The sequence below is a fragment of the Demequina iriomotensis genome, assembly GCF_000971395.1.
In the GTDB taxonomy this organism is placed as follows: Bacteria; Actinomycetota; Actinomycetes; order Actinomycetales; family Demequinaceae; genus Demequina; species Demequina iriomotensis.
This window is the reverse complement of sequence record NZ_BBME01000013.1, coordinates 62,225-82,300: the sequence shown is the minus strand read 5'-3', so window position 1 is coordinate 82,300 and position 20,076 is coordinate 62,225. Positions and strand designations below refer to the sequence as shown.

Sequence of the window (20,076 nt, the reverse complement as noted above, 5' to 3'; positions counted from 1 at the left end):
CTCCTGGTGGTGGGCGCATTCCAGGGTAGCGCCCGAGTCCCGCGGCACCGGGCGAGGTCAAGCGGTGGTCAAGGGCTCCTCGGATTCCCGCTAGATTCCTCGCCAAGGGGGCGGGGCAGCCCCGGAGCATCTGGGGGAGATCATGGGCGCACCGGTCATCGGCGTCACGTCGTACGTCGAGGAGTCGACCACGGGCGTCTGGCATGACCAGCACGCCGCGTGGCTGCCCGACGCCTACGTCGCTCCCCTGCGGGCCGCGGGCGCGATCATCGCGATCCTCCCGGAGCAGGATCCCGCCGCGGCCGCCGATGCGCTGGCCCGGGTCGACGCGCTCTACCTCACCGGAGGGTACGACGTGGATCCCGCGCTCTACGGAGCCGAACCGCATCCCGAGACCGATGCGCCGCGTCCGGCGCGCGACGCGTGGGAGCTCGCCCTGGTCGCGGCGGCGGACGAGGCCCGCATGCCGGTCCTCGGCGTGTGCCGCGGCGCGCAGCTGCTCAACGTCGCGCGCGGTGGCACGCTCCACCAGCACGTGCCGGACGTGGTCGGCCATCGCGAATACCAGATGGGCGACGCCATCTTCCGGCAGCTCGGCGTCAGCGTGCTGCCGGAGACCGTGCTGGCGACGCTGCACCCCCTCGAGCGCGAGGTGCCCATGTACCACCATCAGGCGGTGGGTCGCGTGGGCGACGGCCTCGTGGTCTCGGCGCGCAGCGTCCACGGCCTCGTCGAGGCGATCGAGGACCCCGACCGCGCGTTCTGCGTCGGGCTCCAGTGGCACCCGGAGCTCGACGGGCTCACCGCGGTGTGGGAGGCCTTCGTGGCCGCGGCACGCGCCTACGGGACGCGCTGAGCACCCTCACAGCGCGAGCGCGATCCTCACGGCCGCGTCGAACTGCGTCTCCCGCTCGTCCGCGGTCATGCTCTCCCCGGTCACCAGGTGGTCGGACACCGTGACCACCGCGAGCGTGCGCACCCCCTCCGCGGCGCCGACCGCGTAGAGCGCCGCCGCCTCCATCTCGACCGCGAGGGTCCCGTGCGCCGTGAGCGCCGCCGTGAGCTCCGGGCGCGCGAGGTAGAAGTGATCCGAGGTGAACACCGCCCCCGCGTGCACGGCGGCGTCGCCGGGCAGCGCTGCCGCGGTCTCGACCGCGGCCCTCGCCAGGCCGAAGTCAGCGAGGTGGCTGAAGCTCACCCCCGGGATGCGGCTCGCGGTCATCCCCGAGTCCGTGTGCGCGCCGGTCGCGATGATGACGTCCCTGACGTGCACGTCGGTGCTCATGCCCCCGGCGGTGCCGACGCGCACGATCTGGGTGACGCCGTACTCCCTGGCGAGCTCGGTCGCGTAGATGGTCATCGACGGCGCGCCCATCCCGGAGGCCATCGCGGTGACGCGCCGCCCCTCCCAGGTGCCGGTGAAGCCGAGGATGCCGCGCACGTCCGTGACGAGCTCGGCGTCGTCGAGGTAGTCGACCGCGATGCGCTCGGCGCGACGCGGGTCTCCGGGCATGATCACGCGGTCGGCGATCTGGCCGCGCTCGGCGCGGATGTGAGGCGTAGGCATGGGTCCACCATAGGACCGGACGGAGCGTCAGCCGGCCCGCTGGAGCGCGATGAAGGCCGCGACATCCTCGGCCGTCGGGATCGATGCCGCCGATCCCGGACGCTGCAGCGCGAGCGCGGCGGCCGCGCCGGCACGTGCCGCGGCGGCGTCGATGCCCTGACCCGCCGCCAGCCCGGCGGCGAGCGCCCCGCAGAAGGTGTCGGTGACCGCGGAGACGTCGAGGGCATGCGCGGCGTACGCGGGGAGGACGCGGAGGCCGGACGCGTCGGAGATGGCGCAGTCGCGCGTCGGCGTGAGCACCACCGCGGTCGCGACGCGAGCGGCGAGCGCCTCGGCGACCTCCCCCGCAGGCGCCGAGACGTCGCGCCCGGCGAGCGCCGCCGCCTGCGGCAGGTCGGACACGAGCACGTCGACGTGCGGCAGCAGCGCTTCGGCGTCGTCGGCGCTCGGCGCGACGTTGAGCACCACCGTGCCGCCGGCGGCACGTGCCGCCGATGCCGCCGCGATCACCCCGGGGAGGGGGGTCTCGAGCTGGAGCAGCAGGACCGGCGTGCGAGCGAGCACGTGGCGTGCGCGGTCGGATAGGTCCTCGAGCGTGGAGTTCGCGCCGGGGAGCTCGATCACGGTGATCTCGCCATCGGCGTCGAGCGCGATGAGGGCCGCGCCCGTCGCGCTCCCGTCGACCTCGTCGACGCACGCCTCGACGCCCGCCTCGGCGAGGCAGCGCAGCAGCATCGCGCCGTGATCGTCGGTGCCCACGGCGCCCACGAAGGTGGTGCGCGCCCCCATCCGCGCCGCCGCGACGGCCTGGTTGAGGCCGATGCCGCCCGGACCCATCTCGAGATCGTGCGCGACGGTCGAGGTCCCGCGCCGCGGCGGCGCGTCGACGAGCACGCGCAGATCGGCGTTGGCGCTGCCGAACACGGTCACGTCGCGGTGCACGCGCCCTCCTCTGCGGCCGCGCCTCGATGCGCGATCCTCGGTACCGATCACCTGGACACTAGGACCTCGACGGGCGTGCCGCAACGCGGCGCGCGAGGCCGCGCGGCCCGCGTGCCGGGATACTGGGCCGGTGACCCTCCTGCGCGCCGTCCTCTCCCCCGTCCCCCCGACCGAACGGAGCCCGCTCGTCGCCCTGCTCCTCCACGGCTTCGGCTCGCACGAGCACGATCTGGTGGGACTCGCTGGCTGGTTGCCGCCACGCCTCCCCTGGGCGTCGCTGCGGGCGCCGCTCGAGATCGGCTACGGCGGTGCGGCGTGGTTCCCGCTGTCGCCCGACGGCGCGATGGATCAGGCGTCGATCGACGCCGCGACCGACGCGGTATGGGCGTGGGTCGACGCTCGTCTCGGCGAGGAGGCGCGCATCGTCCCTCTCGGCTTCTCGCAGGGCGGGCTCATGGCCCTCCAGCTGCTGCGCACGCGCCCCGCTCGCGTGGTCGCGCCGGTAGTCCTCGCCGGGTTCGTGCCCCCGGGCGCGCAGGCGGCGGACGCCGCGCTCGCGAAGTCCCGGCCGCCGGTCTTCTGGGGCCGCGGCGACGCCGATCCCGTCATCTGGCCCGACGCGATCGCGCGTACCCGCGCGTTCCTCGCCGTCCACGCATCGGCCGAGACCCGCGTCTACCCCGGGCTCGGCCACTCGATCACCGAGGACGAGCTGGACGACGCTCGCACCTTCCTGGCGGCGCACCTGCCCGGTTGACGGCGCGGGCGTCGTGGGCTTCCCTGGAAGGCGAGCGCCCCGCGGGGCGCGGGGAGGTGCACGGATGGCACCGCACGAGCACGCGCCGGCCGACGCGTGGGCGGACCACGTCCTCGAGGTCGTGACCACGGGGATGGAGAGCCTCGCGATCCACCTCGGGGATCGGCTCGGCTGGTACCGCGCGCTCGCCGCGGACGGACCGCTCACGGCACGCGCGTTGGCGGACGCCACCGGCACCCACGAGCGCTACGCGCGCGAGTGGCTCGCGCACCAGGCCGCCGCGGGCATGGTCACCGTGACCGCGACGCCGGCGGGGCCGGTGCACGCGTTGCCCACGGGCGCCGCGGAGGCGCTCACGGACCCTCGGTCGCTCGCCTACGCGGCGCCGGCCGCCCGGCTCCTGGCCGCCGCCGCCGCGCAGATGCCCGCGCTGCTCGAGGCCTACCGCACGGGCGGCGGGGTCACGTGGGACGCCCTGGGGGACGATGCGCGCTGGGCCCAGGCCGACGGCAACCGGCCGTGGTTCGAGTCACGGCTCGCGCCGGCCCTCGCCGAGGTGCCCGAGCTTCACGCCGTGCTGTCGCGCGCCGACGCGCGCATCGCGGACGTCGCGTGCGGGGCCGGCTGGTCGACCCTGGCGCTCGCCCGGGCCTATCCCGACGCACGGGTGACAGGCGTCGACGTCGACGCGCCGTCGATCGCGCATGCGCGCGAGCGCGCGGAGGAGGCCGGCCTCGCCGACCGCGTCGACTTCGTCCTCGTCGACGGCGGGAGCCTCGCCGGCGGGTACGACGCGGCGTTCATCATCGAGGCGTTGCACGACATGCCGCGGCCGGTCGAGGTCCTCGACGCCGTCCGTCAGGCCGTGCGCGTCGACGGCGCCGTAGTCGTCGTCGACGAGCGGGTCGAGGAGTCGCCCGCTCCCCCGGGCGACCCGTTCGAGCGTCTCATGTACGGCTACAGCCTGCTCGTCTGCCTCCCGGACAGCATGGCGAACGACACGACGGCGGCGACGGGCACCGTGATGCGCCCCGGCGTGCTGCGCGGCTACGCCGCCGACGCGGGGTACAGCGAGGTCACCGTGCTGCCGATCGAAGCGTTCCCGCAGTTCCGCTTCTACCGGCTCCATCACTGACGGGGCGCGACCCCGTCGAGCAGCGTGAGCAGCGCGCCCGAGCCGCGCACCGCGGCCACGCCCGCGAGGCGCGCCGCGAGCGCGCGATCGGAGGTCACCGCCGTCACGCGGTGACCGTCCCCGGCGAGCGCGGTGGCCTGCGCGACGATCGCATCGTCCCCCGCGCCCGGCGCGGCGACCACCTCGACGCCGGGCACGCCGGGAACGTCCCGCGACCGACCCTCGACCACGGCGACGATGCGCGGGAACCAGCGATCGAGCTCCAGGCCGAGGAGGGCCGCGGGCACCCCCGCCGAGGCGAGCGCCCCGAGGCGCGCGATCAGCCTCCGGTTGGCGCCGCGGCGGTCGCGCCACCACCCGTCCGGCACGGATCCGACCACGTTGGCGGCGTCGACCACCACCGCGGGACGATGCGCGAGGGCGTCGCGCAGCATCGGCCAGGAGGCCGCGAAACCGGGGTGCAGCGGACGCTCCGCGACGGCGTCGAGCGCGATCCACTCGAGCGCGATGCTCTCCGCGTCGGCAGCGACGGGATCGAACGCTCGCGACGTGGTGGCGACGACCGTGCTGTACCGCCACACCTCGAGGTCGAGCACGTGGACCGCCGTCGGCGCGACGGCGTCCCGGGGGACGCCCGCCTCCTCGGCGGCCTCGCGCAGAGCGCCGTCGAGCGGGACCTCGCCGCGATGGAGCGCTCCGCCGGGGATCCCCCACGTGCCGCCGTGATGGCTCCACTCGGCGCGGTGCTGCAGCAGCACGCCCCGCAGCGGATCGTGCGCGAGGAGCCCCGACGCGCCGAACGCGCCCCAGTACCGCGTGCCGTCCGCCGCGTACGCCCAGTTGTCGCCCGGGTCGCGGTCCGGCGGCAGCGGAGGCGGGAGGGTCACGTCGCCAGGCTCCCACATGCGATGCGAGGATCGGTGCATGACGACGCTGCACGATTTCACCGCGACCGCTCTCGACGGCCAGGAGCGTGCGCTCGAGGCGTACCGGGGCCAGGTGGTGCTCGTGGTCAACACCGCGTCGCGGTGCGGCCTCACCCCGCAGTTCGAGGGCCTCGAGGCGCTGTACCGGGAACTCGGGTCCGACGGGCTCGTGATCCTCGGCTTCCCGTGCGATCAGTTCGCCCACCAGGAGCCGGGCAGCTCGGAGGAGATCGCCGAGTTCTGCACGTCGAACTACGGGGTGACGTTCCCCATGTTCGCGCGCATCGACGTCAACGGGCGCGACGCCCACCCGCTGTACCGCTGGCTCAAGGCCGAGACGCGCTCCCTGACCGGCAGCTCCATCAAGTGGAACTTCACCAAGTTCCTGGTGGGCAGGGACGGCACCGTCATCGCGCGCTACGCGCCCACGACCGAGCCCGCGGCGCTCCGCGAGGACGTGCGCGCCGCCCTCGCGGCCTGAGCACCGTCAGCCGAAGTAGCGGCCCGGGCGGTGGTTGATCGCGACCACGAGGTTGAGCAGCACGCCGCCCACGATCGAGCACACGAGCACCCACGAGTCGACGATAGCCACCGAGGCGGCGATCACGCACAGGTCGAGCGCGAGCTGGATGTAGCCGGCGCGCCACCCGCGAGTCTTCTGCAGCCACTGTGCGAGGATCCCGAAGCCGCCCGCGCTTGCGCCGTGACGGAACAGCACGATCATGCCCGTGCCGACGGCGAGGCCCGCGAACACCGCGGCGTACATCGGCTGGATGCCCGAGACGTCGATGAAGCGCGGGTGCAGCCCGACGCCCACGGAGATGAGGCCGACGGCGACCAGGGTCTTGAGCGTGAACGCCCAACCCAGGCGGCGGACGGCGAGCCAGTAGAACGGCAGGTTGATGAGGAAGTACACCGCGCCGAGCGACCAGCCCGTGACGTAGCTGGTGAGGAAGGAGACGCCGGCGAGGCCGCCGGTGACGCCGTCGATCGCGCTCAGCAGGTACATGCCCCACGACATGAGGAAGGCGCCGACCGGGATCGCGAGGACGTCCTCCCACACCGCGTGCGGCTTGATCTCGACGGGCGGCTCGACGACGGTCACGGGGCTCCTTCGGGGACGATGCGGGGCCGGCTCAGCGACCGGGCCGCACCGCGACCCGGGCGTCGGCGGCCGCCAAGGAGGCTACCGCATCGTCCGCCCGTTCCCGGGTGACCGCCCATCCGGCGACGGCCGCCAGCACGCCGGGGACGCACAGCGCGAGCCCGGTCCACGTCGGCGCCGTGTAGCCGAGCCCCGCCGCGATGACCGCGCCGCCGAGGAACGCGCCGAGGCTGTTGCCCATGTTGAGCGCGCTGTGGTTGAGCGCGGCCGCGATGGTCTGGCTGTCGCCCGCGACGTCCATGAGGCGCGTCTGGATCGCCGGCGAGATGGCAGCGGCGGAGCCCCCCACCATGAACAGCCCGATGAGCAGGCCAGGCAGCGTCGCGGCGGTGAGCGCGAGCCCGAGGAGCGACGCCGCGAAGACGCCGAAGAGGATGAAGACGGCGCGAACCGCGCCCGTGTCCGCCATCCGCCCGCCGACGAGGTTCCCGACCGTCATGCCGAGACCGAGCATCACCAGCGCCACGGGCACGAAGGACTCCGAGGCGCCGGTCACCTCGGTCGCGAGCGGCGAGACGTACGAGTACACCGCGAAGAAGCCGCCGAATCCCAGCGAGCCCGTCGCGAGCGCGAGCCACACCGCCGGGCGTCGGAAGGCGCCGAGCTCGCGGCGGACGGTCGCGTGCGGATCGCCGGGCGCGCGCGGCACCCACACCGCGATCGCGGCGGTGGTGAGCGCGAAGATGGCGGCGACCGCGAGGTACGCGACCCGCCAGCTCGTGTGCTGGCCCAGCCACGTGATGGCGGGGACGCCGACCACGTTCGCGATGGTGAGGCCCGAGAGCACGAAGGCGGCGGCGCGGCCGCGCTTGCCCGGCCCCATGAGGTCGGCGGCGGCGAGGGCCGCGATGCCGAAGTAGGCGCCGTGCGGGAGGCCCGCGAGGAAGCGTGCGGCCACCACCGTCTCGAACGTGGGTGCGAGCGCCGAGGCGAGCGTGCCGAGAGTGAACGCGGCGGCGAGCACCGTCAGCAGCGTCTTGCGCGGGAAGCGTGCGGCGCCGGCCGCGATCGTCGGGGCGCCCACGACCACGCCGGCGGCGTAGGCCGAGATCAGCACGCCGGCGCGCGCGAGCGCGGCCTCGGGGTCCTGGGCGTAGAGCGTCGGCAGGAGGTCGCGCGCGATGTCGGGGAGCAGCCCCATCGCGACGAACTCCGTGGTGCCGATGCCGAATCCGCCGAGCGCGAGCGCAAGGAGGGCGAGCCGGGAGCGCGCGGGGGTGAGCTGCATGGAGGCGCCGTTCTGTGATGAGCCGTGAGGGACCGCTCATCGTCGAGCGCGCCAGGGCGCGACGCCCTGTTCGACACCAGTCAACCACTGGACGGACGGATTGCTTCCCTCCGCGTGCTCATTCGTCCAGGATTCGCGCCTCGATCCAGTCGCGCGGGATGCCCAGGCCCTCGACGAGCGCGAGCGCGTGAGGCCGGAGCTCGCGGCACAGCGCGTCGATCTGGTCGCCGATCGCCTTCGAGCGGGCGGTGGTCATGCGGCTGTGCTCGAGGAACCACGCGCGGTCGTCCGCGATGCTGCTGAGCGCGAACAGCGAGCACGTGCGCTCGAGCACGTCGCGCGCCTCGGCGTCCTCGGTCGTGTCGAGGAGCGCGACGAAGGCCGCGAGCGTGACGCGCTCCATGTGCGCGCGGGCGACGAACTGGACGTGCGGCCCGAGGCGGTTGAAGGCCTCGAACGAGTCGCCGCCGGCCTTCGCCGCGGCGCGCATGCGACGCGCGAGCGACTCGAGCGCGTGCCGCTCGCGCTCCTCGAACATGAGCGCGTGCCATCCGCGATCGACGAGCGTCGTCTCCTCGGGACGGCGACGCGCGGTGGCGGCGAGACGGTCGAGGACCAGCCCCGCGGAGGTGCGCTCCATCACCAGCTCCCCCACGGCGCGCGTGGTCGCCTGCACCACGCCGGTGCGGTCGAGCGCGCTCCAGGCGTGGCGGTAGTCGGTGAGCAGGCCCTTCGCGACCAGCTGCATGAGCACCGTGTTGTCGCCCTCGAAGGTCGCGAAGATGTCGACGTCGCCGCGCAGTGCCGTCAGCTCGTTCTCGCTCAGGTAGCCGGCGCCGCCGCAGGCCTCACGCGCCTCCTGCACCGCGCGGTTCGCGAACCAGGTCTGCATGGCCTTCATGCCCGCGGCGAACGTCTCGAGCTCGCGCTGGTCCCGCTCGGTGCTCTCGTCGTCACCCTGGACGTGGACCAGCGCGCCGATGAGCCGGTTCTGGGCGGCACCGAGGGCGTAGGAGCGCGCGAGGAGAGGCAGCAGGCGCCGCTGGTGCACCACGTAGTCGAGGAGGAGCACGCCGTCGGGGCGGCCCGGCGCCGGGAACTGGCGTCGGCGGAGGGCGTGCCGCGTCGCGATGGACAGGGCGCGACGTGCCGCCATGGCGCCGCCGCCGCCCACGCAGACGCGCCCGCGCACGAGCGTGCCGAGCATCGTGAAGAAGCGCCGGTTCGGGTCCTCGATCTCGGACCGGTAGGCGCCGTCGTCGCCGATGCCGCCGTAGCGGTCGAGCAGCATGCGGCGGGGCACGCGCACGTGATCGAAGCGGAGGGTGCCGTTGTCGATCCCCAGCAGACCGCCCTTGTGCCCGTGGTCGCCCGTGGTGACGCCCGGCAGGTCGGCGCCGTCCTCGTCCCGCAGCGGCACGAGCACGGTGTGGACCCCGTGACGCCGCCCGTCCACCACGAGCTGGCCGAACACTGCCGCCATGCCGCCGTCGCGCGCCGCGTTGCCGATGTATGCCTTGGTGGCCGCGGGCGTGGGCGAGTGCACCTCGATCTCGTCGGTCTCCGGCACGTACGTCAGGGTGGTCTCGAGGCTCGCGACGTCCGAGCCGTGCCCGAGCTCGGTCATCGCGAAGCAGCCCAGCAGCTCCATCGAGGTGACGCCCGGCAGGAAGGTGTCGTGGTGCCACGCCGTGCCGAGGTTGGCGATCGCGCCGCCGAACAGCCCGAACTGCACACCCGACTTGATGGTGACCGAGAGGTCGCACATGGCGAGCGTCTCGAACGTGAGGGCCGCCTCGAGCGGATCCGCGTGCGCGCCGGCCCGCGAGGGCACGCCGGCGGAGCCGAAGCCGGCGTCCTGCAGCTCCTGCAGCCGCGCGAGCGTCCAGGCCCGCGACTCCTCGATGCCGAGCTCGACGGGTCGCAGCGCCCCGCCCGCGGGGAAGGTCGCGCGGGCGACCGCACGCTCGGCCGCGTACGGTCCGTCGAGAGCGACGCGCAGCGCGGCTCCCAGCGTGGTGAGCCTCTCGTGGGCGAGCGGTGCGGAGGTCTCGTCGGTCAACGTCATCGTTGCTCCTCGGGTCGCGGGGTCAGGGGGTGAGCGCGCCGGTGAAGCCCGGCGCGAACAGCGCGGTGATGTGCGCGACCACGGCGTCGCGCGGCGGACGCGGGTCGGCGTCCATCCATTGGTCGGCGGCCGCGCGGATGAACCCGACCAGGCCATGGCCCCAGATGGCCGCCGAGGTGGGATCGCCGCCCGTGCGCGCGAGATGCGCGCCGATCGCCTCGGACACGTGCGCGCCCATGATCGCGGGCAGGTTGCCCGCAGGGTCCGGCGCGCCGGTGGCCGCGACCACCGGCACCGCGAGGACGAAGCGATAGATGTGCGGATCGCGCTCGACGAGGCCCAGGTAGGCGTCCGCGAGGTCTCCCGCCATGCGGCCCAGATCCTCGGCATCCGTGAGCTCGAGCGCCGTCGTGAGGCCCGCGTGGATGTACGCGTGCACGGACTCCACGACCGCCGCGTAGAGGCCCGCGCGATCGCCGAAGTGCCGGTAGAGGACGGTCTTCGACGTGCCTGCCCGCGCGGCGATGTCCTCGAGCGCGACGCCGGGGCCGTGGACCCGGATCGCGCGCAGCGCATGGGAGACGAGCTCGCGCCGCCTGTCGGCGCGATGCTGCGCCCACCTGGTATCCCGGCCATCGGAGGACATGCCACCACCATAACCAGTACCGGCGGTATCTGCTACCGTCGGTATCGGATATACACCGAACCCCGGAGGAGCTATGCACCACAAGGTCGTGGTCGTCGGAGGGAACCGCATCCCCTTCGCGAAGGCGGGAGGGCCCTACGCGCAGGCGTCCTCCCACGACATGCTGACGGCGACCCTCGACGGGCTCGTGGCGCGCACCGGTCTGGCCGGCGAGCGCATCGGCGAGGTCGCGGGCGGCGCGGTCCTCAAGCACCCGAACGACTTCAACCTCACGCGCGAGGCCGTGCTCAGCTCGGCGCTCGCGCCCGAGACCCCCGCGTGCGACCTTCAGCAGGCATGCGCGACCGGGCTCGAGACCACCATGTACCTTGCGAACAAGATCGCGCTCGGCCAGCTCGAGAGCGGCATCGCAGCCGGGGTCGACTCCGCGTCCGACGCGCCGATCGCGGTGAGCGACCCGCTGCGTCGGATCCTCCTCGAGGCGAGCCGCGCGCGCACCGCGAAGCAACGGTTCGCCGCGTTCGCGCGGATCCGCCCGCGCCACCTCGCGCCGCTGGCACCCCGCGTCGCCGAGCCCCGCACGGGACTGTCGATGGGCGAGCACCAGGCGGTCACCACCACCCGCTGGGGCATCACGCGCGAGGAGCAGGACGGTCTGGCGGCGGCGAGCCACCACCGGCTCGCCGCGGCGTGGGACCGAGGCTTCTTCGACGACCTGGTGACACCGTACCTGCGGGTGGCGAAGGACGCGATCCTGCGCCCCGACACGAGCGTCGAGCGGCTCGCGGCGCTCAAGCCGGCGTTCGGCGGCCCGGACGGGACCATGACCGCGGGCAACTCCACCGCGCTCTCGGACGGCGCCGCCGCGGTGCTGCTCGCCACCGAGGAGTGGGCGGCCGCGCATCACCTCACCCCGTGGGCCCGCGTCGTCGACGCTGAGGTCGCCGCGGTCGACCACCCCGCCGGGGCGGACCTGCTCCTCGCCCCCGTCGGCGCGACGGGCCGCCTGCTCGCGCGGCAGGGCCTCACGGTCGACGACATCGACCTGTTCGAGATCCACGAGGCGTTCGCCTCGACCGTGCTCGCGACCCTGGCCGCGTGGCGTGACGAGGACTACTGCCGCGGCCTCGGGCTCGACGGCGCCATCGGCGAGATCGACCGGGCGCGCCTCAACGTCACGGGCTCGTCCCTCGCCGTGGGCCACCCCTTCGCCGCGACCGGCGCCCGCATCGTGCCCACCCTGGCCAAGCTGCTCCACGAGCGCGGACCCGGGTCGCGCGGCCTCATCTCGGTGTGCGCGGCCGGCGGCCAGGGCGTCGTGGCGATCCTGGAGGCGGTGTGATGAGCGCGCTCGAGAAGGCCTTCTACTCCCCCGTCGGACGCAAGGTCGCCGCGAAGGCGGGCCTCGCGGAGCCGCCGCGCCTGCGCCGCGGCCGGACCTTCCCTCAGGGCGCCATCGTGCTCGCTCCGCTCGGGCCGTCGACGCTGGTCGCCGAGACGCTCGCGCTGCTGGGACGCGCGCACGAATCCCCCGTGGTCGACGACGGCGACGAGGCTCCCGGCTACGGGGACCGCATCGGCGCGCTGGTGGTCGACGCCACCGACGCCCGCACCGTGTCGGAGCTCGAGGGCCTTCGCGCGGTCCTCAGGCCCGCGGTGCGCGGCATCGAGCGTGCGGGTCGCATCGTGGTGGTGGCGAGGCCCGGCGGCGGCGGCGGCTGGGAGGCCGATGCGGTGGCCCGCGCGCTCGACGGCATCAACCGGACGGTCGCGAAGGAGCTCCGCGGCGGCGCGACGTCGACGCTCGTGTACGCGCACGAGGGCGCGACGCCGGGCGACCTGGTGTCGACGCTCGGCTTCGTCCTCCAGGGGCGCAGCGCGTTCGTCGATGGTCAGGCGTGGCACGTGCGCCCCGCGGCCGTCGCGGCCGCGGCCCTCGACGCGCGCCCGCTCGACGGACGCGTGTGCGTCGTCACCGGCGCCGCCCGCGGCATCGGCGCCGCGATCGTCCGCACCCTCGCGCGCGACGGAGCCGTCATCGTGGCCGTCGACGTCCCCGCGGCGGGCGAGGGCCTCGCGGCGGTCGCGAACGAGGTAGGCGGCACCGCCCTGCAGCTCGACATCACGGCGGACGATGCTGGGGCACGCATCGCCGCGCACGTCGCCGCGCGCGGCGCCCGGATCCACGCGATGGTGCACAACGCCGGCATCACCAGGGACAAGATACTGGTCAACACGGACGCCGCGCGCTGGGGATCCGTGGTCGACGTCAACCTCGCCGCGCAGATGCGCATCAACGACGTGCTGCTCGACCCCGCAACCGAGGGCGGCATGGCCGACCAGGGACGCATCGTCGGCGTCGCCTCCACGTCGGGGCTCGCCGGGAACAAGGGGCAGACCAACTACGCCGCCTCGAAGGCCGGGGTGGCCGGCCTGGTCATCTCGATGGCCCCCGATCTCGCCGCCCGCGGGATCACCGCCAACGCCGTGGCGCCCGGCTTCATCGAGACCGACATGACCGCGCGGATCCCGTTCGTCCAGCGCGAGGTCTTCCGCCGCTCCAACAGCCTGAGCCAGGGCGGGAGCCCCGTCGACGTGGCGGAGACCATCGGCTACCTCGTCGATCCCGCGTCGCAGGGGGTTACGGGGCAGGTGATCCGCGTGTGCGGGCAGAACCTCGTGGGCGCCTGATGTCGCTCGACGTCGAGGTGCTCGACGCGCTGCCGCCGATGGGCGTCGCGTTCGCGCGCGCCTTGGTCCCCAGCCGCCCGGGCGAGGCCCGCATCCCCGCGCACGCGGTGCGCGTCGAGGGCGTGCGCCAGGACCTCGACAGGCTCGCGGCGTATTCCCGGGTGTGCGGCTACACGCTGCGCGACGCGGTGCCCGCGACGTGGATCCACGTGCTCACGTTCCCGCTGCACGTGAGCCTCCTGGGCGATCGTCGCTCCTCGGTGCGCCTCGTGGGCGCCGTGCATGCCTCGAACGCGATGACGATGCACCGGGCCGTCACCTCCGCCGAGCCGCTCACCCTCGAGGTGCGCGCGGAGGGCCTGCGCCCGCACACGCGCGGGGCGATGCTCGACCTGGTCGGCAGGGCGCAGGTCGACGGCGAGACCGTCTGGGAGGGCGTGAGCACGTACCTGGTCGCCGGCATGCGGGTGCCGGGAGAGCCCTCCGGCGTCGCGCGCGAGCCCTACTCGCCGGGATCGCCCCTCGCGCTCTGGCGCCTGGCCCCGGATCTGGGGCGGCGCTACCGCGCGGTGTCGCAGGACCCCAACCCCATCCATACGAGCAGGGTCGCCGCGAAGGCGTTCGGCTTCGCACGCCCGATCATCCACGGCATGTGGACACACGCGCGCGCCATGGCGGCGCTCGAGGGCCGCGTGGGGCCCGCCCACACCGCCGAGGTCGCGTTCGTCAAGCCCGTGCTGCTGCCCGCCACCGTGGGCTTCGGCGCCACCCCCGCTCCCGGCGGGTTCGACTGCGCGGTCACCACGCGCGACGGCCTCAAGCCGCACCTGCTCATGAGCGTGCGCAGCGCGTCGTAGTCGCGCGCACCCTCCGGGACAGGGAACAATCGTTCCCATCAGCTTCCGCCCATCGATGAGGATGTGACGATATGTCCCCCCACGCCCCCACCGCCCTCGACCCCGTCGGCGGCGAGGACCGTCCCTGGTACCAGTACTACGGCCCCGGCGTGCCCCACGCCATCGCCCCCGTGCCGGACCGCTCGCTCGGAGAGATGGTCGCGAACGCGGCACGGATCCATGGGGACAAGGTGGCGTTCTCGAACCTCGGCGGGACGCTGACGTTCCGCGAGGTCGATGCGCTGGCGACGCGCTTCGCGACGTTCCTGCAGCAGGACCTCGGGCTTGCCAAGGGCGACCGCATCGTCATCCAGATGCCGAACCTGCTGCAGTACCCCGTGGCCCTCTACGGCGCGCTGCGCGCCGGCCTCATCGTGGTCAACGCGAACCCGCTCTACACCGCGCGCGAGATGGAGGGCGTGTTCCGCGACGCCAAGCCGCGCGCCATCGTGGTGATGGCCAACTTCGCCGACAAGGTGGCCGGCATCCGCGGCGCGACCAGCATCGAGCACGTGATCGTGACGCAAGCAGGTGACCTGCTGCCGCAGCCCAAGCGCAGCATCGTGAACTTCGTCGCCGCCAAGATCAAGAAGATGGTGCCCGACTACGACCTGCCGGACGCGATCTCCTATCGCGCGGCGCTCGCGCGGGGCAAGGGCAAGCCCTTCGTCGCCCCCGAGCTCACGCAGGACGATGTCGCGTTCCTCCAGTACACCGGCGGCACCACGGGCGGCGCCAAGGCGGCCGTCCTCACGCACGGCAACCTCCTGGCGAACCAGGAGCAGTTCATGGCGCAGATCCGCAACACGCTCGGAGAGGAGCGCCAGTCCGTCATCATCGCGGCGCTCCCGCTCTATCACGTGTTCTCGCTCACGGTGAACTGCATCGGCTTCTTCCGCTTCGGCTCGCACAACGTCCTCATCACCAACCCGCGCGACCTCCCGGGCTTCGTCAAGACGCTCGACGCGTCCAAGCCCGACGGGCTCATCCTGGTAAGCACGCTCGCGGGCGCGCTCCTCGACGCCACGGGCTTCGCCTCGATCGACTTCGACCGCCTCAAGCTCACGGTCGGCGGCGGCATGGCGGTGCGCTCGTCGGTCTCGGACCGGTGGAAGAAGGTCACGGGGCACGACATCACCGAGGGCTATGGGCTCACCGAGGCCTCGCCGGTGGTGAGCGTCAACCCGACGCACATGCCGCCTCGGATCGGCACGATCGGCGTGCCCCTGCCGAGCACCGACGTGCGCATCGTGGACGACGAGGCCAACCCGCTGCCGCTCGGCGAGCGCGGCGAGCTCGCCGTGCGGGGCCCGCAGGTGATGCAGGGCTACTGGAACAACCCCGACGAGACCGCGCGCGTCATCACCGAGGACGGCTGGCTGCTCACGGGCGACATCGCGATCGAGGACGAGGACGGCTTCTTCCGCATCGTCGACCGCAAGAAGGAGATCATCGTCTGCGGCGGCTTCAACGTCTACCCCGGCGAGATCGAGGACGCCGCGATGCTCCACCCGCTGGTGGTCGAGGCCGGCGCGATCCCGATCCCCAACGAGCACTCGGGCGAGGTGCCCAAGCTCTTCGTGGTGCGTCGCGACGAGTCCCTCTCGGAGCACGACCTGCGCGTGTTCCTCAAGGAGCGGCTGACCGGCTACAAGCGCCCGCGCGAGATCGAGTTCATCGACACGCTGCCCAAGAACAACGTCGGCAAGGTGCTGCGCCGCGAGCTCCGCGAGCTCGAGGCCTCCCGGGCGACGGAGTCCCCCGCCTCGTGACCGGGATGCGCACCGTCCTCGCCGCGGCGGTGGACGATGCGCGGCTCGGGCCCGCTGGGCGCGTCACCGAGGTCTACCCCGCGCTCGCCGCGGTCGATCCCGTGCTGCTCGCCGCCGCGGTGCACCCGCTGACCGGGGAGGCGGCAGTCGCCGGGCACGTGGGTGCGCGCTTCATCCTCATGAGCGTGGCAAAGCCCTTCACCCTGGCGCTCGCGGTCGACGCGCATGGCGCCGACAGCGTGCTCGCGCTCACGGGTCTCGAGGCGACGGGCCTGCCCTTCAACGACCCTGCGGCCATCACCGGCAGGCCCGGCGGCCGCACCAACCCCATGGTGAACCCCGGCGCGATCACCGTCGCGAGCCTGCTCACGGAGCCGATGATCCGCGACGGGCTGTCGCGCTTCGCCGGCCGCGAGCTCGGCGCCGACGCCGTCATGGTCTCCGCGATCCAGGCCACCAACGAGCGCAACCGGCTGCTGGCCTCGCTGCTGGCCGAGCGGGGGCTCCTGGGCGCGGGGCTCGAGGAGGCGCTGCGCCTCTACACGCTGCAGTCGTGCGTGGGGGTGTCGATCGCGGACCTCGCGCGCATGGGAGCGGTGCTCGCGCACGGCGGCGTCGACCCGGTCGACGGCGGGCGCGTGGTGAGCGCCGAGGCCGCGCGGCTCGCGGTCGACGCGATGGCGCTCGCGGGACTGTACGAGGCCAGCGGTGCATGGGCGGCCGGCGGCGGGCTGCCGGCGAAGAGCGGCATCGCGGGCGGGCTCGTCATGGTCGCGCCAGGCATCGGCGCGCTCGCCGCCTACTCCCCCGGCCTGGACGGGCTGGGCAACCCCCTGCGCGCTCAGGCGGTCGCGACGGCGATGGCGCCGTGGCTCGCGGAGGGACCGGCCTAGGTCCCACCGCCACGCTCCGCGTTTTCATGCACGATGCGACGCGGGCGCGAGCTACGGGAGCGCCCGCGCGCCCCGGAGCGCCCGCGTCGAGGCGTGCACGCGACTGGCGTGCGATGCGAGTGCAGCACCACCGTGTCGCCTCGTGCATGAATTCGCGGAGGACGGGTGGGCGTCATGCACCGGGTCGGCGCGTGAGGCCTCAGTTCCGGTACAACCCGGACCAGGCCACCGCGGCGCGGGCAGCGAGCGAGGCGGGGACGTCGAGGACCCGCTGGTTCGCGCTGCCGCGGAACGCGAGCGTGAGGTCGCGCCGGGAGAGGTCGAAGGGGCCGTCGACCAGCACGTCGACCTGCGCGAGCAGGGCGCGCTTGTCGTCGGACTCGTCGAGCAGCTCCTCGAGCGTGTAGCCGGTCCAGCACCACACGTCCTTGTCCGGGAGCGCGGCCCGCAGCCGCCGGACCACGGCCAGGCACGTGCCCGTGTTGAGGAACGGCTCGCCCCCGAGCAGCGACAGCCCCTGGACCGCGGGATGGGCGAGGTCGGCGAGGATGCGCTCCTCGAGCTCCGGCGTGTACCGCTCCCCGCAACGGAAGCTCCACGCGTCCTCGTTGAAGCAGCCGTCGCAGGCGAACAGGCAACCTGAGACGTAGAGGCTGCAGCGCACGCCCTCGCCGTCGACGAAGGAGAACGGCTTGTAGTCGGCGACGAAGCCCTGGCTCACCTTCTCCGAGCGCCAGGACGAGCGCACGGGTGCCCGATGCATCGTCCTCACGCCTCGGGGATGGTGAGCCTGTCGACCAGCGCGGGCGGCACCCGCACGTCGCCCGGGAGGTGCTTGACGCGGGCCGCGATCTCCTGGTGGCGGCCGTGCACCATCGGCCGCTGCTGCGGGTTGCCCAGGTAACCGCACGTGCGCTTGACCACGTCGCACGTGCGCGGGTCCTCGTTGCCGCACGCGGGGCAGGCGAAGCCCCGCGCCGTCGGGTCGAAGTCGCCCGCGTAGCCGCACGCGAAGCAGCGGTCGATGGGCGTGTTGGTGCCCAGGTAGCCGACGCGGTCGTAGGCGTAGTCCCACACCGCCTCGAGCGCCTTGGGGTTCTGCTGGAGGACCGGGTACTCGCAGTAGTGGATGAACCCGCCCGAGGTGAGGGGCGCGTACTCGGCCTCGAAGTCGAGCTTCTCGAACGGCGTCGGGTTCTTGCGCACGTCGTAGTGGAAGCTGTTCGTGTAGTAGTCCTTGTCGGTGATGTCCGGCACGGAGCCGAAGCGCTCCTTGTCGAGGCGGCAGAACCTGTCCGTGAGGCTCTCCGACGGCGTCGAGTACACGCTGACGTGATAGCCGCTCGCGGCCTTCCATGCCGCCGCGCGGTCGCGCAGCGTACGGAGCACGCGCAACGTCAGCTCCTTGGCCTCCGGGTTCGACTCCCACGCGCCGCCGTAGAAGGCGGCTGCGACCTCGTAGAGCCCGATGTAGCCGAGCGACACCGTGGCACGGCCGTCGCGGAAGAGCGTGTCGACGTCCTCGGCGGGACCCAGCCGCTTGCCGAACGCGCCATGCACGTAGAGGATCGGCGCGTTGCCCGGCACGGCCTCCTTGCACCGCTCGATGCGGAAAGCGAGCGCATCGTGCATCGTCTCGAGCCGCTCGCCGAGGAGCCGCCAGAACACGCCTTGGTCGCCCGCGGACTCGAGCGCGATGCGCGGCAGGTTGAGCGTGACGACGCCGAGGTTCATCCGGCCCTCGACCACGTCCTCGCCGTCCGCGTCCTCCCATCCCTGGAGGAAGGAGCGGCAGCCCATCGGCGCCTTGAAGGACCCGGTGATCTCGACGATCTTGTCGTAGCTGAGGACGTCCGGGTACATGCGCTTGGTCGCGCATTCGAGCGCGAGCTGCTTCACGTCGTAGTTCGGATCGTCCTCACGAAGGTTGAGGCCGCGCTTCACCGTGAACAGCAGCTTGGGGAAGATCGCGGTGCGTCCCTCGCGGCCGAGCCCGCGGATGCGGATCTGCAGGATCGCCTTCTGGATCTCGCGCTCGTACCAGCCAGTGCCCAGGCCGAAGCCGATCGAGGTGAACGGGGTCTGGCCGTTCGACGTGAAGAGCGTGTTGATCTCGTACTCGAGGGACTGCATCGCGTCGTAGATGTCCTTGCGCGTGCGCTCGCGCACGTAGGCCTCACGCCGCGCGGGGTCCTCGATCCACTCCGCCGCCTCGGACTCGTGCTTCGCGCGGTTGAGCGCGGCGTACGGCGCGAGCAGCTCGTCGATGCGGTTGACGGTGCAGCCGCCGTACTGGCTGGACGAGACGTTCGCGATGATCTGGGAGATCTGCGCCGTCGCCGTCTGGATCGACCGCGGCGGCTCCACCTGGGCGTTGCCGATCCGGAAGCCGGTCGACAGCATCGTGCGGAAGTCGATGAGGCAGCAGTTCGTCATCGGCGCATAGGGGTGGTAGTCGAGGTCGTGGTAGTGCAGGTCGCCCTTCTGGTGGGCGTTCGCCACGTGCGCCGGGAGCATCCGCAGGCCGATGGCCTTGCCGACCATGCCCGCGGTGAGGTCGCGCTGCGTGTTGTAGACCTCGGCGTCCTTGTTGGCGTTCTCGTGCACCACGGCCGAGTCCTTGCTCAGCAGGCGCGTGATCGAGTGGTTGAGGTCCATCGCCTTGCTGCGCGAGATGTCACGGTCGACGCGGTAGTCGATGTAGGCGCGGGCGACCTCGTACTCCCCCGCCTCGAGCAGCTCGTGCTCCACCACGCTCTGGATCTCGTAGATCTTCACCTCGCCGCTGAAGCGCGCCGCGAGCTCCGCGTCGATCCGCGCCACCAGGGCGTCCACGGTCTGCTCGTGGCCCGCGGAGAGGTCGCCATGGACGGCCGCGAAGGCCTTCGCGAGCGCCGCGCCGATGCGCCGGTCGTCGAAGCGCAGCGTGCGTCCGTCGCGCTTGACCACGTGCAACGCGTCCCGTGCACCGTGCTGTGCACCCTCCAGCTCCGTCAGGCTCATGTCCCGCTCCCCTTCCTCTCCCTCGGCGGCCTCACCACTACATGTAGTGGCGCAGCGAACGCGACAACACTAGATCTCGTGGTCTGGTGCGGCTGGGTCCAAGGTCCCTGGCGGTGGTGGCCGCGCGGCGGATCGGGCCATGTGCGTGCGACGACGCTCCGCGCGGAGGCCGCGCGCGTCCGCCTCCACCGGCGTGTCGCTCCACGCACGAATCCGTCATCGTGAGACGCAGATCACACGGCGGCGACCTGCGATACCCCCGGGGTGATGACATCCCTGGTGCGACCGCGCATCGTACCCGAACGGCACCCCGACGCAAGCGGTCGCAGGAACGAAATGCGCGAACCGCCCGTTCTGTCACTCGATAGCGAAGTTATCGTCTTACGA

General features: G+C 73.0%; 18 protein-coding genes. 9 read left to right on the top strand and 9 right to left on the bottom strand.

Annotated elements, in window-relative coordinates; translation table 11 throughout:
• Nucleotides 1-142 precede the first annotated feature (142 nt).
• Nucleotides 143-856, top strand: a complete 714-nt coding sequence (locus AOM09_RS08315) for a gamma-glutamyl-gamma-aminobutyrate hydrolase family protein (RefSeq protein ID WP_062386727.1) — start codon at nt 143-145, stop codon at nt 854-856.
• 6 nt (nt 857-862) lie between these two features.
• On the opposite strand, the gene deoD is transcribed toward AOM09_RS08315, so the two are convergent.
• Complete coding sequence (deoD, locus tag AOM09_RS08310; RefSeq protein ID WP_062386723.1) at nt 863-1,567, bottom strand: purine-nucleoside phosphorylase; 705 nt, start codon at nt 1,565-1,567, stop codon at nt 863-865.
• A gap of 27 nt (nt 1,568-1,594) precedes the next feature.
• Nucleotides 1,595-2,509 carry a PfkB family carbohydrate kinase gene (locus tag AOM09_RS08305; RefSeq protein WP_062386720.1) on the bottom strand — a complete coding sequence of 305 codons (915 nt, stop codon included), beginning with the start codon at nt 2,507-2,509 and terminating at the stop codon, nt 1,595-1,597.
• A 130-nt stretch (nt 2,510-2,639) separates the two neighbouring features.
• Between AOM09_RS08305 and AOM09_RS08300 the strand changes: the two genes are divergently transcribed.
• Nucleotides 2,640-3,266, top strand: a complete 627-nt coding sequence (locus AOM09_RS08300; RefSeq protein ID WP_062386717.1) for an alpha/beta hydrolase — start codon at nt 2,640-2,642, stop codon at nt 3,264-3,266.
• Between the two features lie 64 nt (nt 3,267-3,330).
• Nucleotides 3,331-4,401 carry an SAM-dependent methyltransferase gene (locus AOM09_RS08295; RefSeq protein ID WP_062386714.1) on the top strand — a complete coding sequence of 357 codons (1,071 nt, stop codon included), beginning with the start codon at nt 3,331-3,333 and terminating at the stop codon, nt 4,399-4,401.
• On the opposite strand, the gene AOM09_RS08290 is transcribed toward AOM09_RS08295, so the two are convergent.
• Complete coding sequence (locus AOM09_RS08290) at nt 4,395-5,288, bottom strand: NUDIX domain-containing protein (protein ID WP_228375093.1); 894 nt, start codon at nt 5,286-5,288, stop codon at nt 4,395-4,397. The two genes, AOM09_RS08295 and AOM09_RS08290, sit on opposite strands and share 7 nt — an antisense overlap.
• 37 nt (nt 5,289-5,325) lie before the next feature.
• On the opposite strand from AOM09_RS08290, the gene AOM09_RS08285 reads away from it, so the two are divergent.
• Complete coding sequence (locus AOM09_RS08285; RefSeq protein ID WP_062386711.1) at nt 5,326-5,808, top strand: glutathione peroxidase; 483 nt, start codon at nt 5,326-5,328, stop codon at nt 5,806-5,808.
• A 6-nt stretch (nt 5,809-5,814) separates the two neighbouring features.
• Here the strand turns inward: AOM09_RS08285 and AOM09_RS08280 are convergent, their stop codons facing one another.
• The 4 genes from AOM09_RS08280 to AOM09_RS08265 form a co-directional block, all read right to left on the bottom strand.
• Nucleotides 5,815-6,432, bottom strand: coding sequence for a YitT family protein (locus AOM09_RS08280; protein WP_062386708.1), 618 nt, complete (start codon nt 6,430-6,432; stop codon nt 5,815-5,817).
• A 31-nt stretch (nt 6,433-6,463) separates the two neighbouring features.
• Entirely contained in the window at nt 6,464-7,720 is a 1,257-nt protein-coding gene (locus AOM09_RS08275; RefSeq protein WP_062386706.1) for an MFS transporter, read from the bottom strand.
• A gap of 118 nt (nt 7,721-7,838) precedes the next feature.
• The gene (locus AOM09_RS08270; RefSeq protein ID WP_062386703.1) at nt 7,839-9,788 is read right to left on the bottom strand and encodes an acyl-CoA dehydrogenase family protein; all 1,950 of its coding nucleotides are present in this window, start codon (nt 9,786-9,788) and stop codon (nt 7,839-7,841) included.
• Nucleotides 9,789-9,810: 22 nt separating this feature from the next.
• On the bottom strand, nt 9,811-10,434 hold the full coding sequence (locus AOM09_RS08265; protein ID WP_062386701.1) for a TetR/AcrR family transcriptional regulator: 624 nt from the start codon (nt 10,432-10,434) through the stop codon (nt 9,811-9,813).
• 73 nt (nt 10,435-10,507) lie between these two features.
• Between AOM09_RS08265 and AOM09_RS08260 the strand changes: the two genes are divergently transcribed.
• The 5 genes from AOM09_RS08260 (at nt 10,508) to AOM09_RS08240 (ending at nt 16,686) form a co-directional block, all read left to right on the top strand.
• Nucleotides 10,508-11,776, top strand: a complete 1,269-nt coding sequence (locus AOM09_RS08260; protein ID WP_062386698.1) for an acetyl-CoA C-acetyltransferase — start codon at nt 10,508-10,510, stop codon at nt 11,774-11,776.
• The gene (locus AOM09_RS08255; RefSeq protein WP_062386696.1) at nt 11,776-13,125 is read left to right on the top strand and encodes a 3-oxoacyl-ACP reductase; all 1,350 of its coding nucleotides are present in this window, start codon (nt 11,776-11,778) and stop codon (nt 13,123-13,125) included. Before AOM09_RS08260 ends, AOM09_RS08255 begins: the two co-directional genes overlap by 1 nt.
• Nucleotides 13,125-13,982, top strand: a complete 858-nt coding sequence (locus AOM09_RS08250; protein WP_062386692.1) for a MaoC family dehydratase — start codon at nt 13,125-13,127, stop codon at nt 13,980-13,982. Before AOM09_RS08255 ends, AOM09_RS08250 begins: the two co-directional genes overlap by 1 nt.
• A 71-nt stretch (nt 13,983-14,053) precedes the next feature.
• A complete protein-coding gene (locus AOM09_RS08245) occupies nt 14,054-15,793 on the top strand; it encodes an AMP-binding protein (RefSeq protein WP_062386689.1) in 1,740 nt (579 codons plus the stop codon).
• 5 nt (nt 15,794-15,798) lie between these two features.
• Nucleotides 15,799-16,686 carry a glutaminase gene (locus AOM09_RS08240; protein WP_228375098.1) on the top strand — a complete coding sequence of 296 codons (888 nt, stop codon included), beginning with the start codon at nt 15,799-15,801 and terminating at the stop codon, nt 16,684-16,686.
• A gap of 199 nt (nt 16,687-16,885) precedes the next feature.
• Here the strand turns inward: AOM09_RS08240 and nrdG are convergent, their stop codons facing one another.
• Together nrdG and nrdD are read right to left on the bottom strand one after the other, a co-directional pair.
• Entirely contained in the window at nt 16,886-17,449 is a 564-nt protein-coding gene (gene nrdG / locus AOM09_RS08235; RefSeq protein WP_062386683.1) for an anaerobic ribonucleoside-triphosphate reductase activating protein, read from the bottom strand.
• Between the two features lie 5 nt (nt 17,450-17,454).
• Nucleotides 17,455-19,689, bottom strand: coding sequence for an anaerobic ribonucleoside-triphosphate reductase (gene nrdD / locus AOM09_RS08230; protein ID WP_062386681.1), 2,235 nt, complete (start codon nt 19,687-19,689; stop codon nt 17,455-17,457).
• Nucleotides 19,690-20,076 lie beyond the last annotated feature (387 nt).